Source organism: Chitinophaga sp. 01L420 (assembly GCF_056399985.1).
In genome coordinates this window covers 54,034-74,689 of sequence record NZ_JBFTSK010000029.1, presented here as the reverse complement: position 1 = coordinate 74,689, position 20,656 = coordinate 54,034, and the positions used below count along the sequence as shown (strand labels likewise).

The following is a 20,656-nucleotide window of genomic DNA, read 5'->3' as shown; positions in this document are numbered from 1 at the left end:
AGAGATCAATATGGAGCAATCTAATCAAACTTATGCGTTGTCTCCGCAGCAAAAGCGGTCCTTCCAGCTTATGCGCAGCGGTGGCGATTATTATGGACAGTGTACCGTCAGCATTGAAGGCTCGCTCGATACTACGAAATTCATGCGCTGCCTGGATAAACTGGTGGAACGACATGAAATACTGCGCACCGTGTACCGTGTTCAGGATAACAATGCCTATCCCATCCAGGTAGTAGAACCCTTCCAACCGGGTTATCTGCAACATATGCAGGTATTACAGGCGGAACTGCAGGAGGAATCTGCCCAACAGCACCAACTGACCCTTCGTCTTCCGCTGCTGGCAACAGACAGCGTTTCCCTCCTGAATATCGTTTCAGAACTCGCACGACTATACGCAGATGAAGACGTAAGCGATATCTCCCTGCAATATGGGCAATTTGCAACATGGCAGCAGGAACTATTGGACATGCCGGAAGAGGAGGGACGTGCGTTCTGGAAAGAACACGACGTTGCTTTGTTTTCTTCCGAAATATTTCCCTACGGGAGAATATCCGCGGCAGCACCGAATATACAGGTAATGGAATCGGCTGTGGACGCAGGATTGAACGAACAGATCCTGCAGTTTTGCGAAAGGCATGCATGTAATACGGAGTCATTTTTAGCTGCTTGTTTCGCCGGGTTACTTCATCGGTATACCCGCGGCGCAATTCATTTCGGATATGTGATAAATGAGCGGGATTATGCGCCCCTGTTGTCTGGTATCGGAAATATGTCCAGGACATTGCCTTTTCATCTTCCGGTGGCAGAAGGCGCAACGTTTACAACATTGCTCGCCGGATCCAGAGAGCTGTATGGAAGCATACTCACCTGGAAGGAAGGATTTGATCCGGTGATTACTACAAACGAAGACAGGCCCGCCTATTACGCGGGCTATGAATATCTCGACTGCCGTGAAAAAATAAAAACACAGGAGGTTAATTTTGAGATTGGACAGTTGTTGGTCAAAAATGAAAATTTTGTTGTAAAAGCATTTGCACAGATATATGAAAAAGGGTTGTATATCAACTGGTATTTTGATGAAAACCATATTACATCTACTGCAGTAGCTATCCTCCGCAATCAGTTGCTGGCATTTGTCAGTAATGTGCTGGCAGATCCCGATCAGGCAGTTGGCCTCGTCAGTATTCTCTCCGGCGAAGAACGTACGTTGATGATGGAAAAGCTCAACTTTGCAGTGCAGCAGGAGCCAATAGAAGCCCTTGTACCTATGCTGCGTGAGCAGGCGGGACGCTATGCTGATGAGCCGGCGCTGATATTTGCCGGTGGAGTGCTCAGCTACAGGGACATACATGAAATGTCAGATCAACTGGCATATTATCTTATTCATGAACAGGGAGTCCGACCCGGAGATCATGTAGGATTGTTAATGGGTAGGTCTGAATGGACCGTTATCGGTATACTCGGCATACTAAAGGCAAGGGCGGCATTCATTCCATTGGAATTTAATTATCCGGCCGACAGGGTGAAATATATTGTGGAGGATAGTGGCGCTGTTGTGTGGCTGGCAACAGACGCTTCATTGTTCAATGATTTTGATATAGCACATCTCCGCGGGATATCACTGCCGGATCAATGGGCACTGATAAAGCAATCACCTGTGGATACCGTTGGTCAGGTGTATAGTGATGATGATGTTGCTTATATAATTTATACTTCGGGCACAACGGGCAAGCCCAAAGGCGTTAGGGTTGGCGTACGCAGTTTCTCCAACTATGTGAACTGGGCTAACCGGTACTACTTTGAGAATGCAGCCGGTCAGCCATTTGCATTTTTCACGTCCTTATCGTTTGATCTGACGCTGACCAGTATTTTTTCGCCACTATTGCGTGGCAGTGCCATTGTAATTGTTGAAGCAGCGGAAATGTCGGATGCGCTGACTACTATATTCCGCCCCGGGTCAGGCATTCATACGGTGAAGTTAACGCCCTCACATATCAGTATGTTGAGTAGCTGCGGTATCCTGTCAACGGATGTAGCGTTGGCCATTGTAGGAGGGGAAGCACTTACCGGGGAACAGGTTGGGCTGCTTAGAAAACTGAACCCGCAACTCCGCATATTCAATGAATACGGCCCTACGGAAGCCACGGTAGGTTGTATTGTAAAAGAAATAAAATCAGCAGATGAGAAGATAACAATCGGACATCCTATTGTAAATGCTGATATATACATAGTGGATGAATCTATGCAACTGCTGCCTGTAGGTGTAACAGGGGAGATCTGTATCGGGGGAGAGGTGCTTGCGCATGGATATTTGAATGCAACGGATGCAGACAACGGAAAATTCAGAGAGAATCCTTTCCGGCCCGGCACGCGTTTGTACAAAACGGGAGATGCAGGCAGGTGGCTGGAAACGGGGGACATTGACTATATAGGTCGTATCGACCGGCAACTGAAAATCCGGGGATATCGCATTGAACCCGCTGAAATCGAAGAAGTGTTGCTGCGCTTTGAGGGAATCAAACAGGTAACAGTGGTGGCTACGGGCGCTGATCGCTCCCGCCTGACGGCTTACTATGCAGGGCCTGCTGTACCGGATGATGGGGATATTATCTCCTTTCTAAAACGTTATCTCCCGGTGTATATGATTCCGGGCTACTATGTCCGGCTGGACGCGTTTCCGCTTACAAGCAATGGTAAGGTAGACTATAGCGCATTGCCAGATCCTGCTACATACTACAGCCGTAAATCGTTGTATCAGCCTCCACATACATTGCTGGAATGGCAGCTTACAAAGATGTGGCAGGAAGTAATGGAAGAAAAGAGGATCGGCATCAACGATAACTTTTTTGAACTTGGAGGGCATTCCATCAGGGCTATCCGCATTATATCCAGGATATATAAGGAATTACATGTGAAAATGTCATTGAGGGAATACCTGAGTAATCCAACTATCCGAGAGCTGTCGGCATATATATCTACACTCGGAAAAAGCGGCTATCGACCTATAGTTGCCGTGGAGAAAAGCGATGTATATCCGCTTTCTCCTGCCCAGAAGCGGTTATGGGTGCTGGATCAGCTAGATGGACAGACCGGCGCCTATAACATGACGGTGGCCTATACCATCCATGGAGCACTGCAACCGGAAATATTAAAACAAACTTTCGCCGAAATCATTTCCAGGCATGATAGTTTGCGTACCACCTTTTCCACGGATAAGGATGAACCGGTGCAGGTTATTCATCCCTTCTCCGAAGATCGGATGGACTGGGAATACATAGCATTTGAGGGAGAAGAAAATCCCGGTGATGAAAACTCACCGGTAAGACGATGGATAGAAGGTAGCGCAATAACGCCTTTTAATCTATCGACCGGCCCATTGCTGAGGGTGCGTATGGCGCGTTTGTCGGACAACGAGCACTTGTTTGCATGTACCATGCATCATATTATTTCGGACGGATGGTCTTTACGGATATTGATGAATGAAGTCCGGGAATGCTACGAATGCCTGATAGATAACCGGGAGATTCCCTGGCAGTCCTTATCTGTTCAATACAAAGATTACGCTGCATGGCAGCATCAGCAGTTGCAACTGGAAAGTCATGCCGTGCATAAAGCATACTGGCTGGAGCAGTTCGCTGACGATTTGCCTGTGTTGGATATACCAGCCAGCTATCCGCGTCCGGCGGTGAGGTCGGGTAAGGGCGGCGCTTTTCAGCTGGTGATAGATGCAGCGACTACTGCGCAATTGAAAGCATATGCTGAGAAAAAGAGCGCAACAGTGTTTATGGTGCTGCTGACAACGCTCGATGCCTTGCTATATAGATATACCGGGCAGAACGACTTTGTAATAGGCGTACCTGTTGCCGGAAGAGAGCTCGATGAGCTTGCAGGGCAGGTGGGATTCTACCTGAATTTGCTGGCGCTCCGTACACATATCGGTGAAAATGACAACTATGCGCAGTTGCTCGAAAAAACAAGAGAAACCACATTGTCGGCTTTTGCGCACCAGGCGTATCCTTTTGATATGTTGGTGAATCAGCTTAATCCTGACCGCGATATCAGCAGGTCGCCGCTGTTCGATATCCTGCTGTCTTTTGACAATACATCTATAGAAAACAGTGACCTGTCCGGCCTGGGCAACGCCGTAATACAGCCCTTTACACTGAACAGCCGGAGTAACAAGTATGATCTTGCATTTTATTGTTATGAATATGCGGGAGAATTGCAGGCAAATATTGAATTCAGCCGCGATCTTTTCAGCGATGCTTATATAGAAAGACTTTCCCGTCATTTTGTGGCGATGATGAAGGCTGGTATTGAGAATGACAGTGTATCCATCCATCGTATTTCATACATGGGTGAAGAGGAGCAGCGAAGATTGATTGAAGTATTGAATAAGACGGAGGTAACATATCCGCGGGACATTACTATAAAAGAACTTTTTGAAAAAATGGCGGCCGCCTGTTCCGATAAGGTAGCTGTATGGGACGGAGCGGAAACATTTACCTATGAACAAATAAATAAACAGTCAAACCGTATTGCCCGTTTGCTTCAACAGAAGGGAATAGGCAAAGGTGACCTGGTGGCATTGATGACAGATCGGTCAGTACTGATGATAACCGGTGTGTTGGGCATTGTGAAGGCCGGCGCTGCCTGGGTGCCGGTAGATCCGGAGTATCCTGCAGACAGGATCCGGTTTATACTGGAAGACAGCCGTTGTGCTTTGTTGTTGACGGACCAGGAACCGCTGCTGTCAGGCATTGCGGCGGTTGTTATCTCACCTGAAAATATTGATGGACAATTACAGTCATTTGATACGGCTGATATTTCAGGAGGTGCAGCGCCGGAAGATGCAGCCTACGTGATTTATACTTCGGGTTCCACCGGCACGCCCAAAGGTGTGATGGTCCGGCATTTCAATCTCATGAATTTTTTCACGGCCATGGATGCATCACTGGGACTGGATGCCGGTGATACATTGCTGGCTATAACGTCTATCTCTTTTGATATATCCATACTGGAACTTTTCTGGACACTGTGCAGGGGAACCGGCATTGTGATAAAAAAGGAGATACGTCAGGTAGAGGACTTCAATATTTTCCTGAAGAGCAGCGATAAAATCCGGATGGAATTCAGTCTTTTCTTCTTTGCCAGTTACCAGGAACAGGCAGAAGATAAATACCGGTTATTGTTTGATGCCGTGGAATTTGCCGATAACAACGGCTTTGAAGCAGTATGGACGCCTGAAAGACATTTCCACCAGTTTGGAGGAATCTTTCCCAACCCTGCTGTGATCAGCGCGGCTATTGCAGCAAAAACGCATCATCTGAATATCCGCGCAGGAAGTCTTGTCCTGCCTTTGCATGATGTAGTGCGTGCTGCCGAAGAATGGGCAGTAGTAGATAATATATCAGGAGGAAGGGTATCTCTGTCTATGACCTACGGTTGGCATGCGGATGATTTTGTGTTTAACCCTGAAGCGTTTGCAGACCGGAAAGCACAGATGTATACGCAGATCGAAGCGTTTAAGACACTTTGGAAGGGAGGACTTCTGCACAGGAAAAACGGGCTGGGTAAAGAGATTGCTATAAAGATATTCCCCGCGCCTGTGCAAACAGATATACCAGTCTGGCTAACAAGTTCGGGAAGCGCTGATACCTTCAAGCGTGCAGGAGAAATCGGCGCCAATATTCTTACGCATTTTCTCGGGCAGGACCTGGAAGAGCTGGATAAGAACATCCGTCTCTATAAACAGGCGTTGGCAGACAATGGGCATTCTGTGGAAAAAGCCCGTATTTCTATCATGCTGCATACCTTCCTGGGAGAAGATATGGAACAGGTAAGACGTGAGGTGGAAGCGCCTTTCAAAGAATACCTGTTATCCAATGCTGATCTCCGGCAACGTATCACCGCCACCCTTAACAGGGATCAGGAGAGTAAAGAAGAAACCAGTGAATGGTGGAAAGAAGTAGCGCAACTGGCATTTGACCGTTATTGGCAAACCGCTGCATTGCTGGGTACGCCCGATTCCTGCGACAGCATTGTACAGCAGCTTGCTGCTGTGGGTGTGACAGAAATAGCCTGCCTGATAGATTTTGGAATAGCGCATGATAAAATAATGGAGGGATTAAAAACGCTTGCCATCTTTAAGGAAAACTATAGCGGAGGTAGTCAGGATACCAACAAGCCTGCCATCACGGTACTTCAAACCACTCCCTCCTTATTGAAAAATCTGTGGGCGGATAATAATTCCAGGTTATTTCTACAATCACTGAAGAAAATAATTGCCGGCGGCGAAGCCTTGCCGGAAGAACTATTGCGTGACCTTCACGCCGGCACAAATGCAACAGTGTATAACGTATACGGACCTACGGAAACAACTATCTGGTCAACGGTTGCGCGGCTTGCTCCGCATGAACCGGTTAATGCCGGCCGGCCGGTAGCCAATACGCTCATTTACGTGCTGGATATGCACATGAATCTTGTACCGGAAGGCATTCCCGGAGAAATATATATAGGAGGCGAAGGGGTGGCGGCAGGATATCTTTACAGGGAAGAGCTGACCCGGGAGCGGTTTGTTCCGGATCCGTTCCGGAAACTTTCACCCGGGCTGTTGTATCGCACGGGAGATATCGGAAGATGGCAGAACGGTAACCTGGAGATCATCGGCCGTACCGATAACCAGATTAAATTAAGAGGATATCGTATTGAGCTGGGTGAAATAGAAAAGGTATTGCTGAAACATCCGGCTGTAACTGAAAATGCCGTTATCCTGGAAAAAGGACCCGATGGCAGTCCCTTTATCAGCGCTTACTGCGTAATGAAAGACGGCACAGTTACCGACGAACTGCGTTCTTTTTTGCTGGATAAACTACCCGGTTATATGGTGCCGGCACAATTCACAGCAACAAATAAACTACCCCTGACGCCTAACGGAAAAACCGATCGGAAAGCGTTGGCGGCACTACGCACAGGTAAACAGGATAATAAAGGGCATCAGGAGCCCCGTAACGATAAGGAGATCCTGCTGGCAGGTATCTGGAAAACAGTCTTTAACAGGGAGGAAATCGGCATCTACGATGATTTCTTTGAAATGGGAGGAGACTCCATCAAAGCTATACAGATTCTTTCACGCCTGCAGGTAGCTGGTTATAAACTGGAGCTGCGTAATATTCTCCAGTATCCTTATATCAGTGATCTCGCCACTATACTGAAGAAAACGACCAGGGTGGCAGACAATGCCCCTGTAACGGGAAAAGTACCTCTTACGCCTGTGCAGCACTGGTTTTTCGAACTGCCGAGAAAACAGCGGCATCACTATAATCAGGCGGTGGTACTGCAACTGGATATGGGGGCGGATGTGGAGATGATGAAAGCCATCTTCTCAAAAATACAGGCGCATCACGATGCACTCCGGCTGGTTTTTGCAGTGAATGAAACCAGGGTGACTTCATTCAATAACCTTGTCAGTATGCCACTGGATATGCACTTTCAGGATCTGCGTTCCGTGGTTAACCCGGAAGAGCAGTTGCAGGAAAGTATTGAACAGTTGCAGGCAGGCATAGATCTGGAAAACGGACCGCTGATGAAACCGGGACTATTCCTGTTGGCATCACGCAGCGTACTGGTAATCGTGATACATCACCTGGTGATCGATGGCATCTCCTGGCGCATATTATTTGAAGATATAAACAGCCTGTATCAACAGTATAAAACCGGAGCTGTACTGACACTTCCGGCAAAGACAGATTCTTATAAACATTGGGCCGGAAAATTACAGGAATACAGCAACGGCCGGAAACTACTGGAACAGAAAGCATTCTGGCGTTCGCAGGAAGAAAATGCCATTTCCGCCTTTGCGACTGATCACCCGTCAGGAATAAATACCGGAAGAACGGCAACCCGCCTTTCTTTCAATTTAAGCGCAGGCGAAACGCAACAACTACTTACACAAGCCAACAAAGCATTCAATACAGAGATCACTGAAATCCTCGTGACATCACTTGTTATTGCCATGGCAAAAGTATTTGGCCGCGCCGAAGTATTGCTGGCAATGGAATCACATGGCCGCGAACACCAATGGGAAGATGTGGATATATCAAGAAGTGTGGGATGGTTTACCAGCTTGTATCCGCTGTTGATTACCGTTGACTCCGGGCTGGACATGGGGCATATTATCAAGGCCGTAAAGGAACAGATGAGAGCAGTCCCCGACAAAGGAATGGGATACGGCGTACTCAGGTATCTTACCGATCCGGCAAATAAAAGCGATATGCATTTTACACAGCAGCCACAAATATGTTTCAATTACCTGGGACAGTTTGCAACTGACCTGGATAACTCCTTTTTCAGGGTGGAAGGTGATGAAGGTTTCCTCAGTGATCCGGATGATGAGAGGGATTTTGAACTTGAAATCACCGGGATTGTCGTTACCAACGAACTACAGATGACAGTCATCTACCCTCAGCAACGATATGAATCAGCCACCATGAAATTATTCATGACCACTTACCAAAGCTGTCTGCAACAGATGGTGGCCTATTGTACTGGCAGAACAGCCACCGAATTGACGCCCAGCGACCTTACCTACAAAGGGTTGTCAATGGAAACGCTGGATACCATTAATGAGCTTTTCAATTAAAACAGCCGGCCATGACCGCGAAAAACAACATCCAGGATATTTACTCACTGACACCTATGCAGCAGGGGATGCTTTTTCATGCACTGCTGCATGGAACAACAGCCACTTACTTCAAGCAGAAGTCATATCGCCTCAGGGTAAGTCTTGATGTAGCAGTAGTACAGAAAAGTGTACAGGAGCTTTCACGCCGGCATGATGTATTGAGGGCCGCTTTCATCCACGAGAATCAACCCCGGCCACTGCAGGTGATTCTCCGCGAGCGTGAAATCGGATTTACTTATGTTGATTTATCCGGTGAGAACGCATCCCGCTTACCGACAGCAATAGCTGATTATAAACGTACTGACCGGGAGATGGGATTTGACCTGGTAAAGGGGCCGCTTATGCGGATATCATTGCTTAAAACAGACGTATCGGAATATGAGTTCATCTGGAGTCATCATCATATTTTAATGGATGGCTGGTGTACCAACATCATCATCGGGGAATTTTATGAGATATACGACGCTTTCCTGCACAACCGGCCGTATGTATTGGACACGCCCGTACCTTTCGGCAGATATATCTCCTGGTTGCAGGAACAGGACAGCGTACGCTCCGGACAATACTGGAATGAATACCTGCAGGGATTCGATTCTCCTGCTTCTTTACCACGCCGGTACCATGGAGGTGGAAGTGAAACCGTGTATGAAAGAGAAGAAATTACATGTGCACTTGATCAGGAAACAACGCAGCGGTTTACCGCTGTAGCAGCTACCAGCCGGCTGACAGTGTATACCGTCTGCCAGGCAATATGGGCCATACTGTTATCTAAATATAGTCGTTGCAATGATGTGGTATTTGGTAGTGTGGTATCTGGCAGACCCGCAGGCATCCCCGGTATTGAAAAAATGATCGGGCTTTTTATCAATACGGTTCCGGTACGTATACAATATTCCCCCAACGAGCGCTTCTCTGATCTGCTGAGCCGTGTTCAGGAAAGGTCATTTGAAAGCGAACCGCATCACTATTTCTCGCTGGCTGATATTCAGGCGGCCAGTTCCATGAAGCAGGAATTGGTTGACCATATTATGGTTTTTGAAAACTTCCCGACAACTGATAGCCAGGGAGAAGATAAGCTTGCGGAGATAGCTGTTCAGATAGGGGAAGAGGAAGTGTTTGAGCAAACAAACTATGACCTGAATGTTATTATACATCCCGGCGATGCTTTAAAAATTGTACTCCAGTTCAACCGGCTGGTATATGACCCGGAAGAAATCCGTCAGGCCGGCAGTTCTTTTATCAGCATCGCACAGCAGATAGTGGGGAATCCCGACTGTAGCATCAGCGATCTGACACTTACCGCCAAAAAGGAACATAACAAGCCTCCCGCAACTACTGCTGTATATATACTCGATGATCAAAACAATATACTGCCGCCGGGCATAGTAGGAAAAATAGCTATCGGAGAAACGGATACGGCAGGAACATATGGTCTGACCGGTGACTGGGGAAAATCCCTGCAGGATGGATCTGTTGTATATCTTGGCCCGGGAGGGTCAGAAGTAAAGATCAGAGGTCGTTACGTATATCCGGAAGAGATCCGTCAACTAATCACCACTTACCCCGGTATCGGGGGGGCGGAGGTATACGCTATGACCATCAATGGTGAAATGCAGATAGTTGCCTACTATGTGGCGGGAAATGAATTAAACAGGGAACACCTGTTGGAATATCTTACACAATCGCTTCCAGCTTATATGGTGCCTGCTTCCCTGCTGCAGATAGAAGAATTTCCCCGCACGCCTAATGGTAAAACCGACAGAGAAAAATTACCCGATCCATCCTATGTGAGCGAGAAGAAATCTGGCGCGCAGAAAATTCCTGCTAACAGAGCAGAAGCCAGATTGAAAGAACTATGGCAGGAAGTCACCGGACGTAAAGATATCCCCGTTGATGGAAATCTGTTTGAGCTAGGTGCACATTCCCTGGACGCCGTAAGGGTGATATCCCGTATCCGCCGGGAATTTGACGTAAGCTTCAGCGTAAAAAAGATATTTGATAATCCTACTATCAGAAAACAGGTGGACGAAATGCAGCGTGCGAGCAGGGAGAAATGGGAAGAACTTACGCCCACCGGCATATTACCTGCGTACGAACTGTCACCAGCCCAGAAAAGAATGTGGATGCTGGATCAGATTCAAAAAGACCAGACCGCCTTTATCATTTACGGTGTTTATTTCATCAGGGGCAAGCTCGATACAGCTGCTTTTATTAAGTCAGTACACGCACTGGTAGAAAGGCATGAGATATTGCGTACCATCTTTGTGAAGTCGGGTACTGGCGTGCAACAGGTGATACAGCCTTTTGATCCTGCTTCCTGTGATGCAGTATATAATGACCTTACTGCCGATCCGGGTAAAACAGCGGAAGTTATTGCCATATTGAATGGTAACCACAGAACTGCATTTGATATCGGAGAGCGTCCGCCATTCAGCGTCAGACTGCTGCGGATAAATCCGGATGAATTTATTTACACGATTGCAGTTCATCATATCATCGCGGATGGCTGGTCTGTAGAAATTATTAAAAATGAATTGCTGCAGTTGTACAATGCCTTCAGCAACAGGTACCGGAATCCCCTGGCGCCACTGCACACGCAGTACAAAGACTATGCAGCCTGGCTGCAACGGAAATTATCCGGCGATAGTTTGCAGCAAATGCGGGCATACTGGTTGAAAGTGTTTGATGGTGAACGCCTGCAATTGAATATGCCAACGGATTTTCCGAGACCTGCGATCCGCACCTTCCAGGGCAATACATCGGCCTTTTCTATCAATGGCGAGTTAACTGCGGCACTACGCCGGGTGGCACAGGAAAAGTCGGCCAGCTTATTCGTATCGCTGCTGGGTTGCGTGGTGGTATTGTTGTATAAATATTCCGGCCAGCGGGATATTACTATCGGTACCGATGTGGCGGGAAGAGTAAACGAGGATTTCGAAAACCAGGTTGGTTTGTACCTGAACACACTGGCGCTCCGGACAACCTTTGAAAGTACCGACAGCTTCACAGATTTGCTGGACAACATAAAGGAAAATTTCTGGGATGCCCAGCAATACCAGCTTTACCCGATAGATGACCTGGTGGCCGACCTGAAAATACCGGCTAACGCTGGCAGGTTACCCCTTTTTGATACTTTTCTGTTGCTGCAGAATATAAGCAGGAATGGAGTGGATGATACCATTGCGGGAGATATCCGGGTAGAAGAATATACGCTGCCAGGCGGCCCCGCCAAATTCGACCTGACTTTTATATTCAAGGAAACGGAAGAAACATTGCAATTGCTGATGGAATATAATACGGATCTGTTTCTGCCGGAAACTATCGACCGCCTGTTCAATGATTTGTTGTTAATCATGAACGCTTTGACCACTAACGGCGCACAAACGGTGGCTTCCATTCAGATGAGCCGCAGTGAAGAAGAAATAGCTTTTGAAAACCTTATCAACGCCGGATTATGAACAACATTCATTCATTTATAAATAAAGTAAAAAACTTTGAAACGATAGAAAAAAAGGATCTGCAGGTGTTTGCAAGTGAGCAGCTGCTGGCGGTTAGTGTGGAGGAAATGAAAATGCTGCCCGCCTATCTCCGTCAATTTGACCTTAGCCCGGATGGCCTGTCCAGCTGCATCGGTGATCCCATCATGATCAATGAAACAATTGCGGATGTCAGGAATTTTATCAGCATTATATATACTGCTTTGGATTGTGTTAAAAAGGGGGTACCGTTTGATTATAAGACAAGGATTTTTTTCGGACTGGTTTCTTCTATACACATCAGCACTTTTGAAGCGGCCATCAGGGAGTCCCGTTTTGACGCTGCCGGTCTGCAGGAAAGCGTGCAGAGTTCGGCCCGTTTCAATGAATACATGCGCAGACTGCTGGGAGGGCTTCCCGTTACCTTCCGGTTGAAACTCGATTTTTCGGCATCGTATCTGTCGGAAGAAATACAGTACGAATCGCCACTCAGTTTCAGCACTTCCCACGCCGATTTTTTGATGAAGGTGTCTAATACATATGAGCTGTGGCAATTGGCCAAAGATGATGGACTGCCGGAAACAGATACTGTGGCATGGCTGGAAAACACCATTGATGACGGAGCAGTATTGTATGATATCGGCGCCTGTCTTGGTTTTTTCTCGCTGTATGCGCGAAATTGGGCAAAAAGATTAAGGTTGTTTCCTTTGAACCTGACCCTGTCAATTACTACCGGCTGTGCATGAATATTCAAGCCAATAAGCTGTACGATTCGGTTGTTTCCTATCACATGGCGGTATCTGATTTTGTTGGGTTTAATACATTCAATTCATCAGGTTTTTTCGCCGGGAAGGCAGAAAATACGTATGAGTGTATGACAGCACCTTCTCATGTATCGGGATGCGTTGTTACCACCATTGATCATTTTGCCGCATCAGGAGAACCATCTACCCACCTCAAAATTGATGTGGATGGAGTAGAAAGACTGGTGTTGTCCGGCGCGGCAAACACACTGTTGTCAGGCAGTCTTCAGCATATCCTTGTGGAAACCTATGAAGAATCTGCTGTAGGTATATCCAGCTATCTCGCCAATTTCGGATTCACCGAAAAGTCGCATTTTTTCCCTTCTGAGTTCCGATATAACAATGAAGGCAGACAAGGCAATTATATTTTCAGTAAATGATACAGATCATTCATTTAAATAGTCCGCTGTGTTAAAAGATACATTCAGTCAGCATCTGCGCAGTACCTTCCTTTGCGCCGGAGATGATCATATTACATTTGACAGATGCCGGAGCGCCAGTCAACAGTTGTTCCTGCAATTTTCTGATGCCTGTAAACCTGCGCCTGGAACTCGTATAGCTGTTCTCGCAGAAGATCCGTTGCTGGCCATTGTTATGGTCCATGCGGTAATATCGGGCAACTGTACTGTTATACCAGTTCCTCCCGGATATACCGAACAGCAGTTGAATCAGCTGTTCGATACGCTTGATCCCGCGTTTTGTATAGTGGAAACTCCCCTGGCACATAAATGTAGTGCCACCCATAAGCTGTATTGTGTAGATAGTTTACCGGAAACAGTTGAGGGAAATGATACTTCCGGCAGAACGACGTGGAATGCTCTGCCGTTGATGCTCTGCCATGCCGCTACAGACGGCAGTTTAACGCGGAAAGAAATTTCGGCCGACTTACTGGAGAAAACCTTTTATCAGTACGATGAACTTTACGAGGTAAAGCCAAGCGATGTATTGTTGATTTTTGAAGAAGAATTATATACCCGGATACCAGAAGTGCTCTGGGCCTGGTACAATGGCATCACGGTGGTATTACATGCTACAGCAGACCAACGTCCTATGGATCAGTGGGTACCCACCGCCGTCAGCTTTGGGATGCAGTTTGGTCTGTTTTATTTCGGTAGCCATAACGAAGGCGTTACGGAAAGAAATAAATACAAGTTGCTGATAGACTCCGTAAAATTTGCAGATGAGCATGGCTTCAGTTGTGTATGGACGCCTGAAAGACATTTTAACCAGTTCGGTGGACTTTTCCCGAACCCCTCTGTATTAAGCGCTGCGTTGGCAATGGTTACCAGTCGTATTCAACTGCGCTCGGGGAGTATCGTGTCTCCGCTGCATCATGCAGTCAGAATTGCAGAAGACTGGTCTGTGGTAGACAATTTATCAAACGGAAGAGCAGCTGTTTCTTTTGCTTCCGGATGGCAGTGCAACGACTTTGTTTTTTTTCCTGACAGATATGATAAGCGGCATGAATACATGCTGGAACAGATAGCCGAAGTGAAAAGCTTCTGGAAAGGGGAGCACCGTGCCATGTTGAATGGATTGAAAACACCAGTGGAGATTGAAATTTTTCCCAAGCCGGTGCAGGCTGAGCTGCCGGTTTGGATGACGGTATCAGGAAAAACAGAATCTTTTGTGGATGCCGGGAAGATTGGTGCCAATATCCTTACACATCTGCTTTGGCAGGATACGGATGAACTGATAGGAAAGATCAGGGCATACCGGGATTCTCTCGAATTGAATGGCTTTGACCCCGCATCCCGTATTGTGTCAGTAATGGCGCATACATTTCTTGGTGCTGACAATGATGCGGTAAAAGAAAAAGTAAAACCATTCCTGATGGACTATATCCGGTCTTCGGTTCACCTGATAGAAGCCATGTCTGGCAGTAATGTACAGAACAGGGAGAAAAAGGATGTTGTGGGCAGATATGGTACCGTTGAAGAAGAAATGCCGGCAGAACTGCTGGAACAGCTGGTGGAATTTGCATTTGAACGTTTTTTTGAGAAAGCTGCTTTACTGGGAACGCCTGAAAAAACACATCATCTTATCAGGAAATTAAAAGGATATGGAGTAGATGAAATTGCTTGTCTCATTGATTTTGGTCTCCCTGATAAAGAAATTCTGGCAGCGCTTCCCTATCTGAACGAACTAAGAAAACTATATGATACGAAGTTGATCCGGAAATATAATGTTACCCTGATGCGCTGTTCCTGTGAAAAGCTGACAGCCCTGAAAAACAACAAGGATGCGACCCTGTTCCTCAGCAGGCTACGGAAAATACTGACAGATAGCGGCCACGATGGAGTATCAGCAGACCTGGAATACGATCACAGGCAGCATATACTTCGTTTTAATGAACACGATGTAAACAGTTTGTTTGACGTGATTGACGCTGCTATACCGGAAATGAAGGAAGCAGATGTGCTCGAAGATTTTAATGCGCCCATTGATAAATCTTTTTAAATAACAGCTATACTAAAGCAACTATGTGCGGAATAACAGGAGTATACAATATTGGCTCGCCCCGTCAGGTGGAACGGAACGTGTTGCAAGGTATGACAGATGCGCTGGCTCATCGCGGACCCGATGATGCGGTTATCGTTACCGATGACAGGTTCGGATTCGGTATGCGCAGACTGAGTATCATTGACGTGGCTAACGGAAAGCAACCATTTTACAGTGAAGATGGAGCGGTGGTGCTGATCTGCAACGGTGAAATATTCAACTACAGGGAATTGCGGACTGAATTGCAGCAAAAGGGTTACCGATTCACCACCTTATGCGATGTAGAAGTTATCGTACATCTGTATGCGGAGTATAAAAGGGAGTTTCTCCATAAACTGAATGGGCAGTTTGCCTTCGCCATATTCGACAAACGGGACAACAGCCTTTTTCTTGTAAGAGATCAGTTTGGTATCTGTCCATTGTTTTACGGCATTTTCAAGAATACACTGATATTTGGCTCCGAAATAAAAGCCATCCTGGCGCATCCGCTGGCAGTTAAACAAGTAAACCTTACCGGGCTGGATCAGGTATTTTCATTTCCCGGTATGGTAAGTCCTGTTACCATGTTCAAAGGTATCGAATGCCTGCCGCCGGGACATTCTCTTCATATCCGAAATGAAGCAATACAGGTTAAAAAATATTGGGACCTTGATTATCCTGAAGAGGCGCACCACTATGAAAGCCATTCAGAGCAGTATTATGTGGAACAGCTCGAAGAGTTATTATTTCAGTCGGTAAGACTTCGCCTGCAGGCGGATGTTCCCGTGGGATTTTATCTCAGCGGTGGTCTGGACTCTTCTCTTATCGGGGCCATCATGAAGAAAATAAATCCTGATATTTCCTATCACTCTTTTTCAATTATGTTCCCGGAGCTATCGGATAAACAAATTGATGAAAGAAGATTTCAAAGGATGATGAGTGAACGTTTAAATTCTATTCATCATGAAATCCCTTTTAATTATATGGATATAGAGAAAGGGTTGAGGGAGGCGGTATTTTTTGCGGAAAGTCCGCTGAAAGAAACCTATAATACCTGCTCCCTGCAATTATCGAAGTCTGTGAACCGGAATGGCATAAAGGTAATTCTCTCCGGCGAAGGCGCCGATGAGTTTTTCGGCGGATACGTCGGATACAGATTTGATAAACAAAGAATTAACGGGGGAGAAGTGAAGGGGCTGGAAGAGTTGCTGGAAGAGCAGATCAGGCAGGAATTATACGGAGAACCGGATTTTTTTTACGAACTGAATCAGCATGAGCTGAAAGAATCCAAACAAATGCTGTACAGCCAGCGTGTAAATACGGTATATGCTGATTTTGATTGTCTGACGAAAACCGTCATCGACAAAACCAGGGTTGCCAACAGGCATGTTTTTCATAAGAGATCTTACCTGGATCTGAAGCTGCGGTTATCTGACCACCTGATTGCGGATCACTGCGACCGTGTGGCCTATGCAAATTCAGTAGAAGGAAGATATCCTTTCCTGGATATCAACGTGGTAGACTTTGTAAGAACGATCCCTCCGGATGTGAAGATGAAGGACCTGGTGGAAAAATATATTTTGAAGAGAATGGCCGGTAAGTACCTGCCGGAAGCCATCATTGACAGGCAGAAATTTGGCTTTGTGGCGCCGGGAAGCCCGCAACTGCTGCAGGGTAATATCGAATGGATACAGGACATGCTGTCGTATGAAAGAATAAAAAGACAAGGATATTTTGACGCTGATGTAGTAGAACGACTGAAGAAAATCTACGGAAAACCTGGTTTCAGACTCAATCTCCCTTACGAGTCCGATTTGCTGATAGTGGTACTTACATTCAATATTTTCCTGGATGTATTCGATATGCCAGACTATTAAATCCACTTAAAAAATAAAGATCTCAATCGAAATAAACTTACTCTGAAATGACTGTTGATAAACAATTTGTTCACCGGGTATTTTCAGTGATCGCCAGCGCTTCGCCTTCGGCTATTGCGGTAGAAGAAGAAGGCCGGCAGATTACTTATGCAGGTCTGGAAACAGTATCTGGCCGGTTGGCTGGTTTTCTGGCCGGAGCAGGCGTTAAAAAAGAAACCATTATCGGTGTTATACTGCCCTCCTCTGTAGAACTCGTGGCATCACTGCTGGGTATATTCAGGACAGGGGCCATATATCTGCCGATAGATATGCAATTTCCGGCGAAAAGACTGCAGCAGATATTCTCTGTTTCAGCACCTGAAATACTGATCATTCACCGCCCCTGGTTGGACGAAGTGCTGCATTTCATCCGTGAGTGGGATGTAAAGATGCCTGGTATTATTATTCCCGGCGACATGACTTCGGCTACTTCTATAGAATGGATAGCACCCGACCAGCCACCTGTGGACGTGAATATTGACACATATGCGCCATTTAGTGATGAAGGTTCTCCGGAAGACGCCAACTACATATTCTATACTTCCGGCTCTTCCGGAGAAGCAAAACCAATCCTGGGCTGTCATATCAGTCTTAGTCATTTTATTCAATGGGAGATCAGGGAATTCGGTCTTAACGAAGCACATAAAATCAGTCAGCTTACAAAAATCACCTTCGATGCCTCGCTGAGAGATATTTTTGCTGCGTTGTGCGCAGGCGGCACTTTATGTATTCCTTCAGAAGCCACCAGGAATAATATTCCGTTACTGATCCGGTGGATGGATGAGCGTGGTGTTAGTCTTGTGCACTGTGTGCCGTCATTGTTCAGGGTGATTATTAAAACATTGCAGGCCGGGACTTATAACAGTGCGCTTCTTCCCAGGCTGAAATATATTTTGCTGGCGGGAGAAGTGTTATATTCAAAAGATATCAGCGATTGGAGAAAGGCTGCCGGGATGAGCGCGGAAATCGTGAATTTGTATGGAGCGACTGAAACCACGTTGGTAAAAACCTTTCACCGCATCCGGGAAATTTCAGCAGAGGCATCGCAGCCCGTACATGTGGGAGTGCCAATCGATAACACGCTTGTGGCGATCATCAACGACGGCGCCTTGTGCCGCATAGGAGAGATTGGCGAGGTATATATAAAAACACCATTTGCAACAAAAGGATATTATAAGAATGAAGCCCTTACCGGAACTGTGTTTGTACAGAACCCACTATTGCCGGACAGGGAAGATATTGTGTTCAGAACAGGAGATATGGGGAGATATCTTCCCGGCAGAAATATTGAAATACTGGGGCGTCTCGATAGTCAGGTGAAGATAAACGGTATCCGGCTGGAATTGAATGAAGTGGAACAAGCGATGATGCAACTGGACGGTATTGAACAGGTAGTGGTTAAATTTCACAAGACTACAGATGATCTACAAATGCTGATCGCCTACTATACAGGCCGGCAGACCACTAGTGAAATGCTGCGGGATTTTCTCCGTCACTCACTGGCCGATTATGCTATTCCCGCGCATTTTATCTGGTTGGAAGAATTTCCGCTGAACCTGAATGGAAAAATAGACAGAAGATCCCTGCCCTTGCCCGAAGCAATTATTGAGTCGGGTGAATATGTGGCGCCGGAAGGAGAAACAGAGATAAAGATTGCAGCCATCTGGAAGTCGATCCTTGGACTAAAGCGCATCAGCAGAACGGCTTCCTTTTTCAGTTCGGGTGGACACTCACTGCTGGCCATTCAGCTTTTATCAAGGATATACAGCGATCTGCAGGTAGATTTAAAAGTAGGTGACATATTCGCTCATCCTACCATAGCACAACAGGCGGCCCTGATTGCTGTTTCCGAAACCGCATCGTTCAAAAGTATCCCCGCAGGCGCCAACAGCAATGGACTGCATGAAGCCTCCCGGGGGCAGCACAGATTATGGACGCTTGCCCGGCTGGAAGAAGGCAGTAATGCCTATAATATGGCAGGCGCTTATCTGCTGAGCGGACATCCTGACCTTAATGCCCTTCAACAGGCTTTCAATGCTTTTATCGGCCGGCATGAAATATTACGTACTAATTTTATACCCGATGGTGCCGTGCCGAAACAACGGGTGCATGCGGCTGGTCAAACAGATTTCCATATCAGTTACCACGACTACAGCAACAAGGGATATTCTGCGGATGATCCGTTTATTATATCACTGATAAATGAAGAAGCTGCCCGTTCTTTTGACCTTGAAAATGACCGGTTGCTGCGTGGAACATTACTGCAAATAGCACCGGATAAACATATCTTCCTGCTGGTCATGCATCATATAATTTCTGATGAATGGTCTATGCAGATCCTGGTGCGCGAGGTAGCAGCCCTATACAATGCCTTCCGCAGCGGCGACAAAGCCGATTTGCCGGAGTTGAAAATTCAGTACAGGGATTTTGCTTCCTGGCATAATAAATTATTACACGCTGCAAAGGGTGAAGAAAACAGGCAATTCTGGCTGCAGCAGTTTGCAGATACACCGGCAGCATTAAAACTGCCTACTGATTTTGTACGTCCTGAAGTATTTACCTCGAATGCAAAAGCATTGTCTTTTGTGATCAGTGAAAATAGTGCTGCACAATTGGTAACGCTTGCGCAGCAACAGGAAGCCACGCTTTTTATGGTCCTGCTTTCTGCCGTATGTGCGCTCATTTACCGCAAAACGGGTCAGCGTGATCAGGTGATTGGTTCTCCCCTGGCGGGAAGAATTCATAAAGACCTGGAAGACCTCATGGGCTTATTCATAAATCCATTGCCGGTTCGTGTCCGTTTCCCGGAAGCCTCGCTGTTTACAGACCTGCTGGAAGTAGTAAAAGAGACCACGCTGTCAGTATATAATCATCAGCTTTATTCGCTGGATATGCTATCTGCTGATCTCTCTATGAAGAGGGATTTTAGCCGCTCCATGTTTTTTGATGTTGCAGTGATGTTGCAGAATGTAAGTGGGCGTAACGATGGGCAGCAGGCGTTTGAAGGATTATACGTGGATTATCTTCCGCTGGACGTGGTAAGCAAACATGACTGGGAATTTTACTTTGTGGAGGAAAACGGCATCATCCACCTTACCATTATTTACAATACTGATTTATATATGCCGGATACCATAGCATCGATAGGAAAAGAGTTGTTGCAGATACTTGAGTTAGCAGCAACTACACCGAAATGCCGGCTGGATGAAAACGATACTGACACTATGATTGCAGAGAGGATGCAACCTATCAGCAACATTTTTTAATAAATTATTTCTCCCGTAATCAACTTCTCCA

Annotated in this window: 7 protein-coding genes; all 7 read left to right on the top strand. The window is 46.5% G+C overall.

Annotated features, from left to right (window positions below):
• Nucleotides 1–10: 10 nt before the first annotated feature.
• Genes AC1DP6_RS23985 through AC1DP6_RS23955 form a run of 7 tightly spaced genes read left to right on the top strand, consistent with a single transcriptional unit; the run spans nt 11 to nt 20,625 of the window.
• A complete protein-coding gene (locus AC1DP6_RS23985; protein WP_477057107.1) occupies nt 11–8,641 on the top strand; it encodes an amino acid adenylation domain-containing protein in 8,631 nt (2,876 codons plus the stop codon).
• Between the two features lie 11 nt (nt 8,642–8,652).
• Nucleotides 8,653–12,141 carry a condensation domain-containing protein gene (locus tag AC1DP6_RS23980; protein ID WP_477057106.1) on the top strand — a complete coding sequence of 1,163 codons (3,489 nt, stop codon included), beginning with the start codon at nt 8,653–8,655 and terminating at the stop codon, nt 12,139–12,141.
• Nucleotides 12,138–12,905: a hypothetical protein gene (locus tag AC1DP6_RS23975; RefSeq protein WP_477057105.1), complete on the top strand. Its 768-nt coding sequence runs from the start codon at nt 12,138–12,140 to the stop codon at nt 12,903–12,905. Before AC1DP6_RS23980 ends, AC1DP6_RS23975 begins: the two co-directional genes overlap by 4 nt.
• Nucleotides 12,839–13,342: an FkbM family methyltransferase gene (locus AC1DP6_RS23970; RefSeq protein ID WP_477057104.1), complete on the top strand. Its 504-nt coding sequence runs from the start codon at nt 12,839–12,841 to the stop codon at nt 13,340–13,342. Before AC1DP6_RS23975 ends, AC1DP6_RS23970 begins: the two co-directional genes overlap by 67 nt.
• A gap of 28 nt (nt 13,343–13,370) precedes the next feature.
• Nucleotides 13,371–15,422 carry a MupA/Atu3671 family FMN-dependent luciferase-like monooxygenase gene (locus AC1DP6_RS23965; RefSeq protein WP_477057103.1) on the top strand — a complete coding sequence of 684 codons (2,052 nt, stop codon included), beginning with the start codon at nt 13,371–13,373 and terminating at the stop codon, nt 15,420–15,422.
• A gap of 23 nt (nt 15,423–15,445) precedes the next feature.
• The gene (gene asnB, locus AC1DP6_RS23960; RefSeq protein ID WP_477057102.1) at nt 15,446–17,320 is read left to right on the top strand and encodes an asparagine synthase (glutamine-hydrolyzing); all 1,875 of its coding nucleotides are present in this window, start codon (nt 15,446–15,448) and stop codon (nt 17,318–17,320) included.
• A 47-nt stretch (nt 17,321–17,367) separates the two neighbouring features.
• Complete coding sequence (locus AC1DP6_RS23955) at nt 17,368–20,625, top strand: condensation domain-containing protein (RefSeq protein WP_477057101.1); 3,258 nt, start codon at nt 17,368–17,370, stop codon at nt 20,623–20,625.
• The last annotated feature ends 31 nt before the right edge of the window (nt 20,626–20,656 follow it).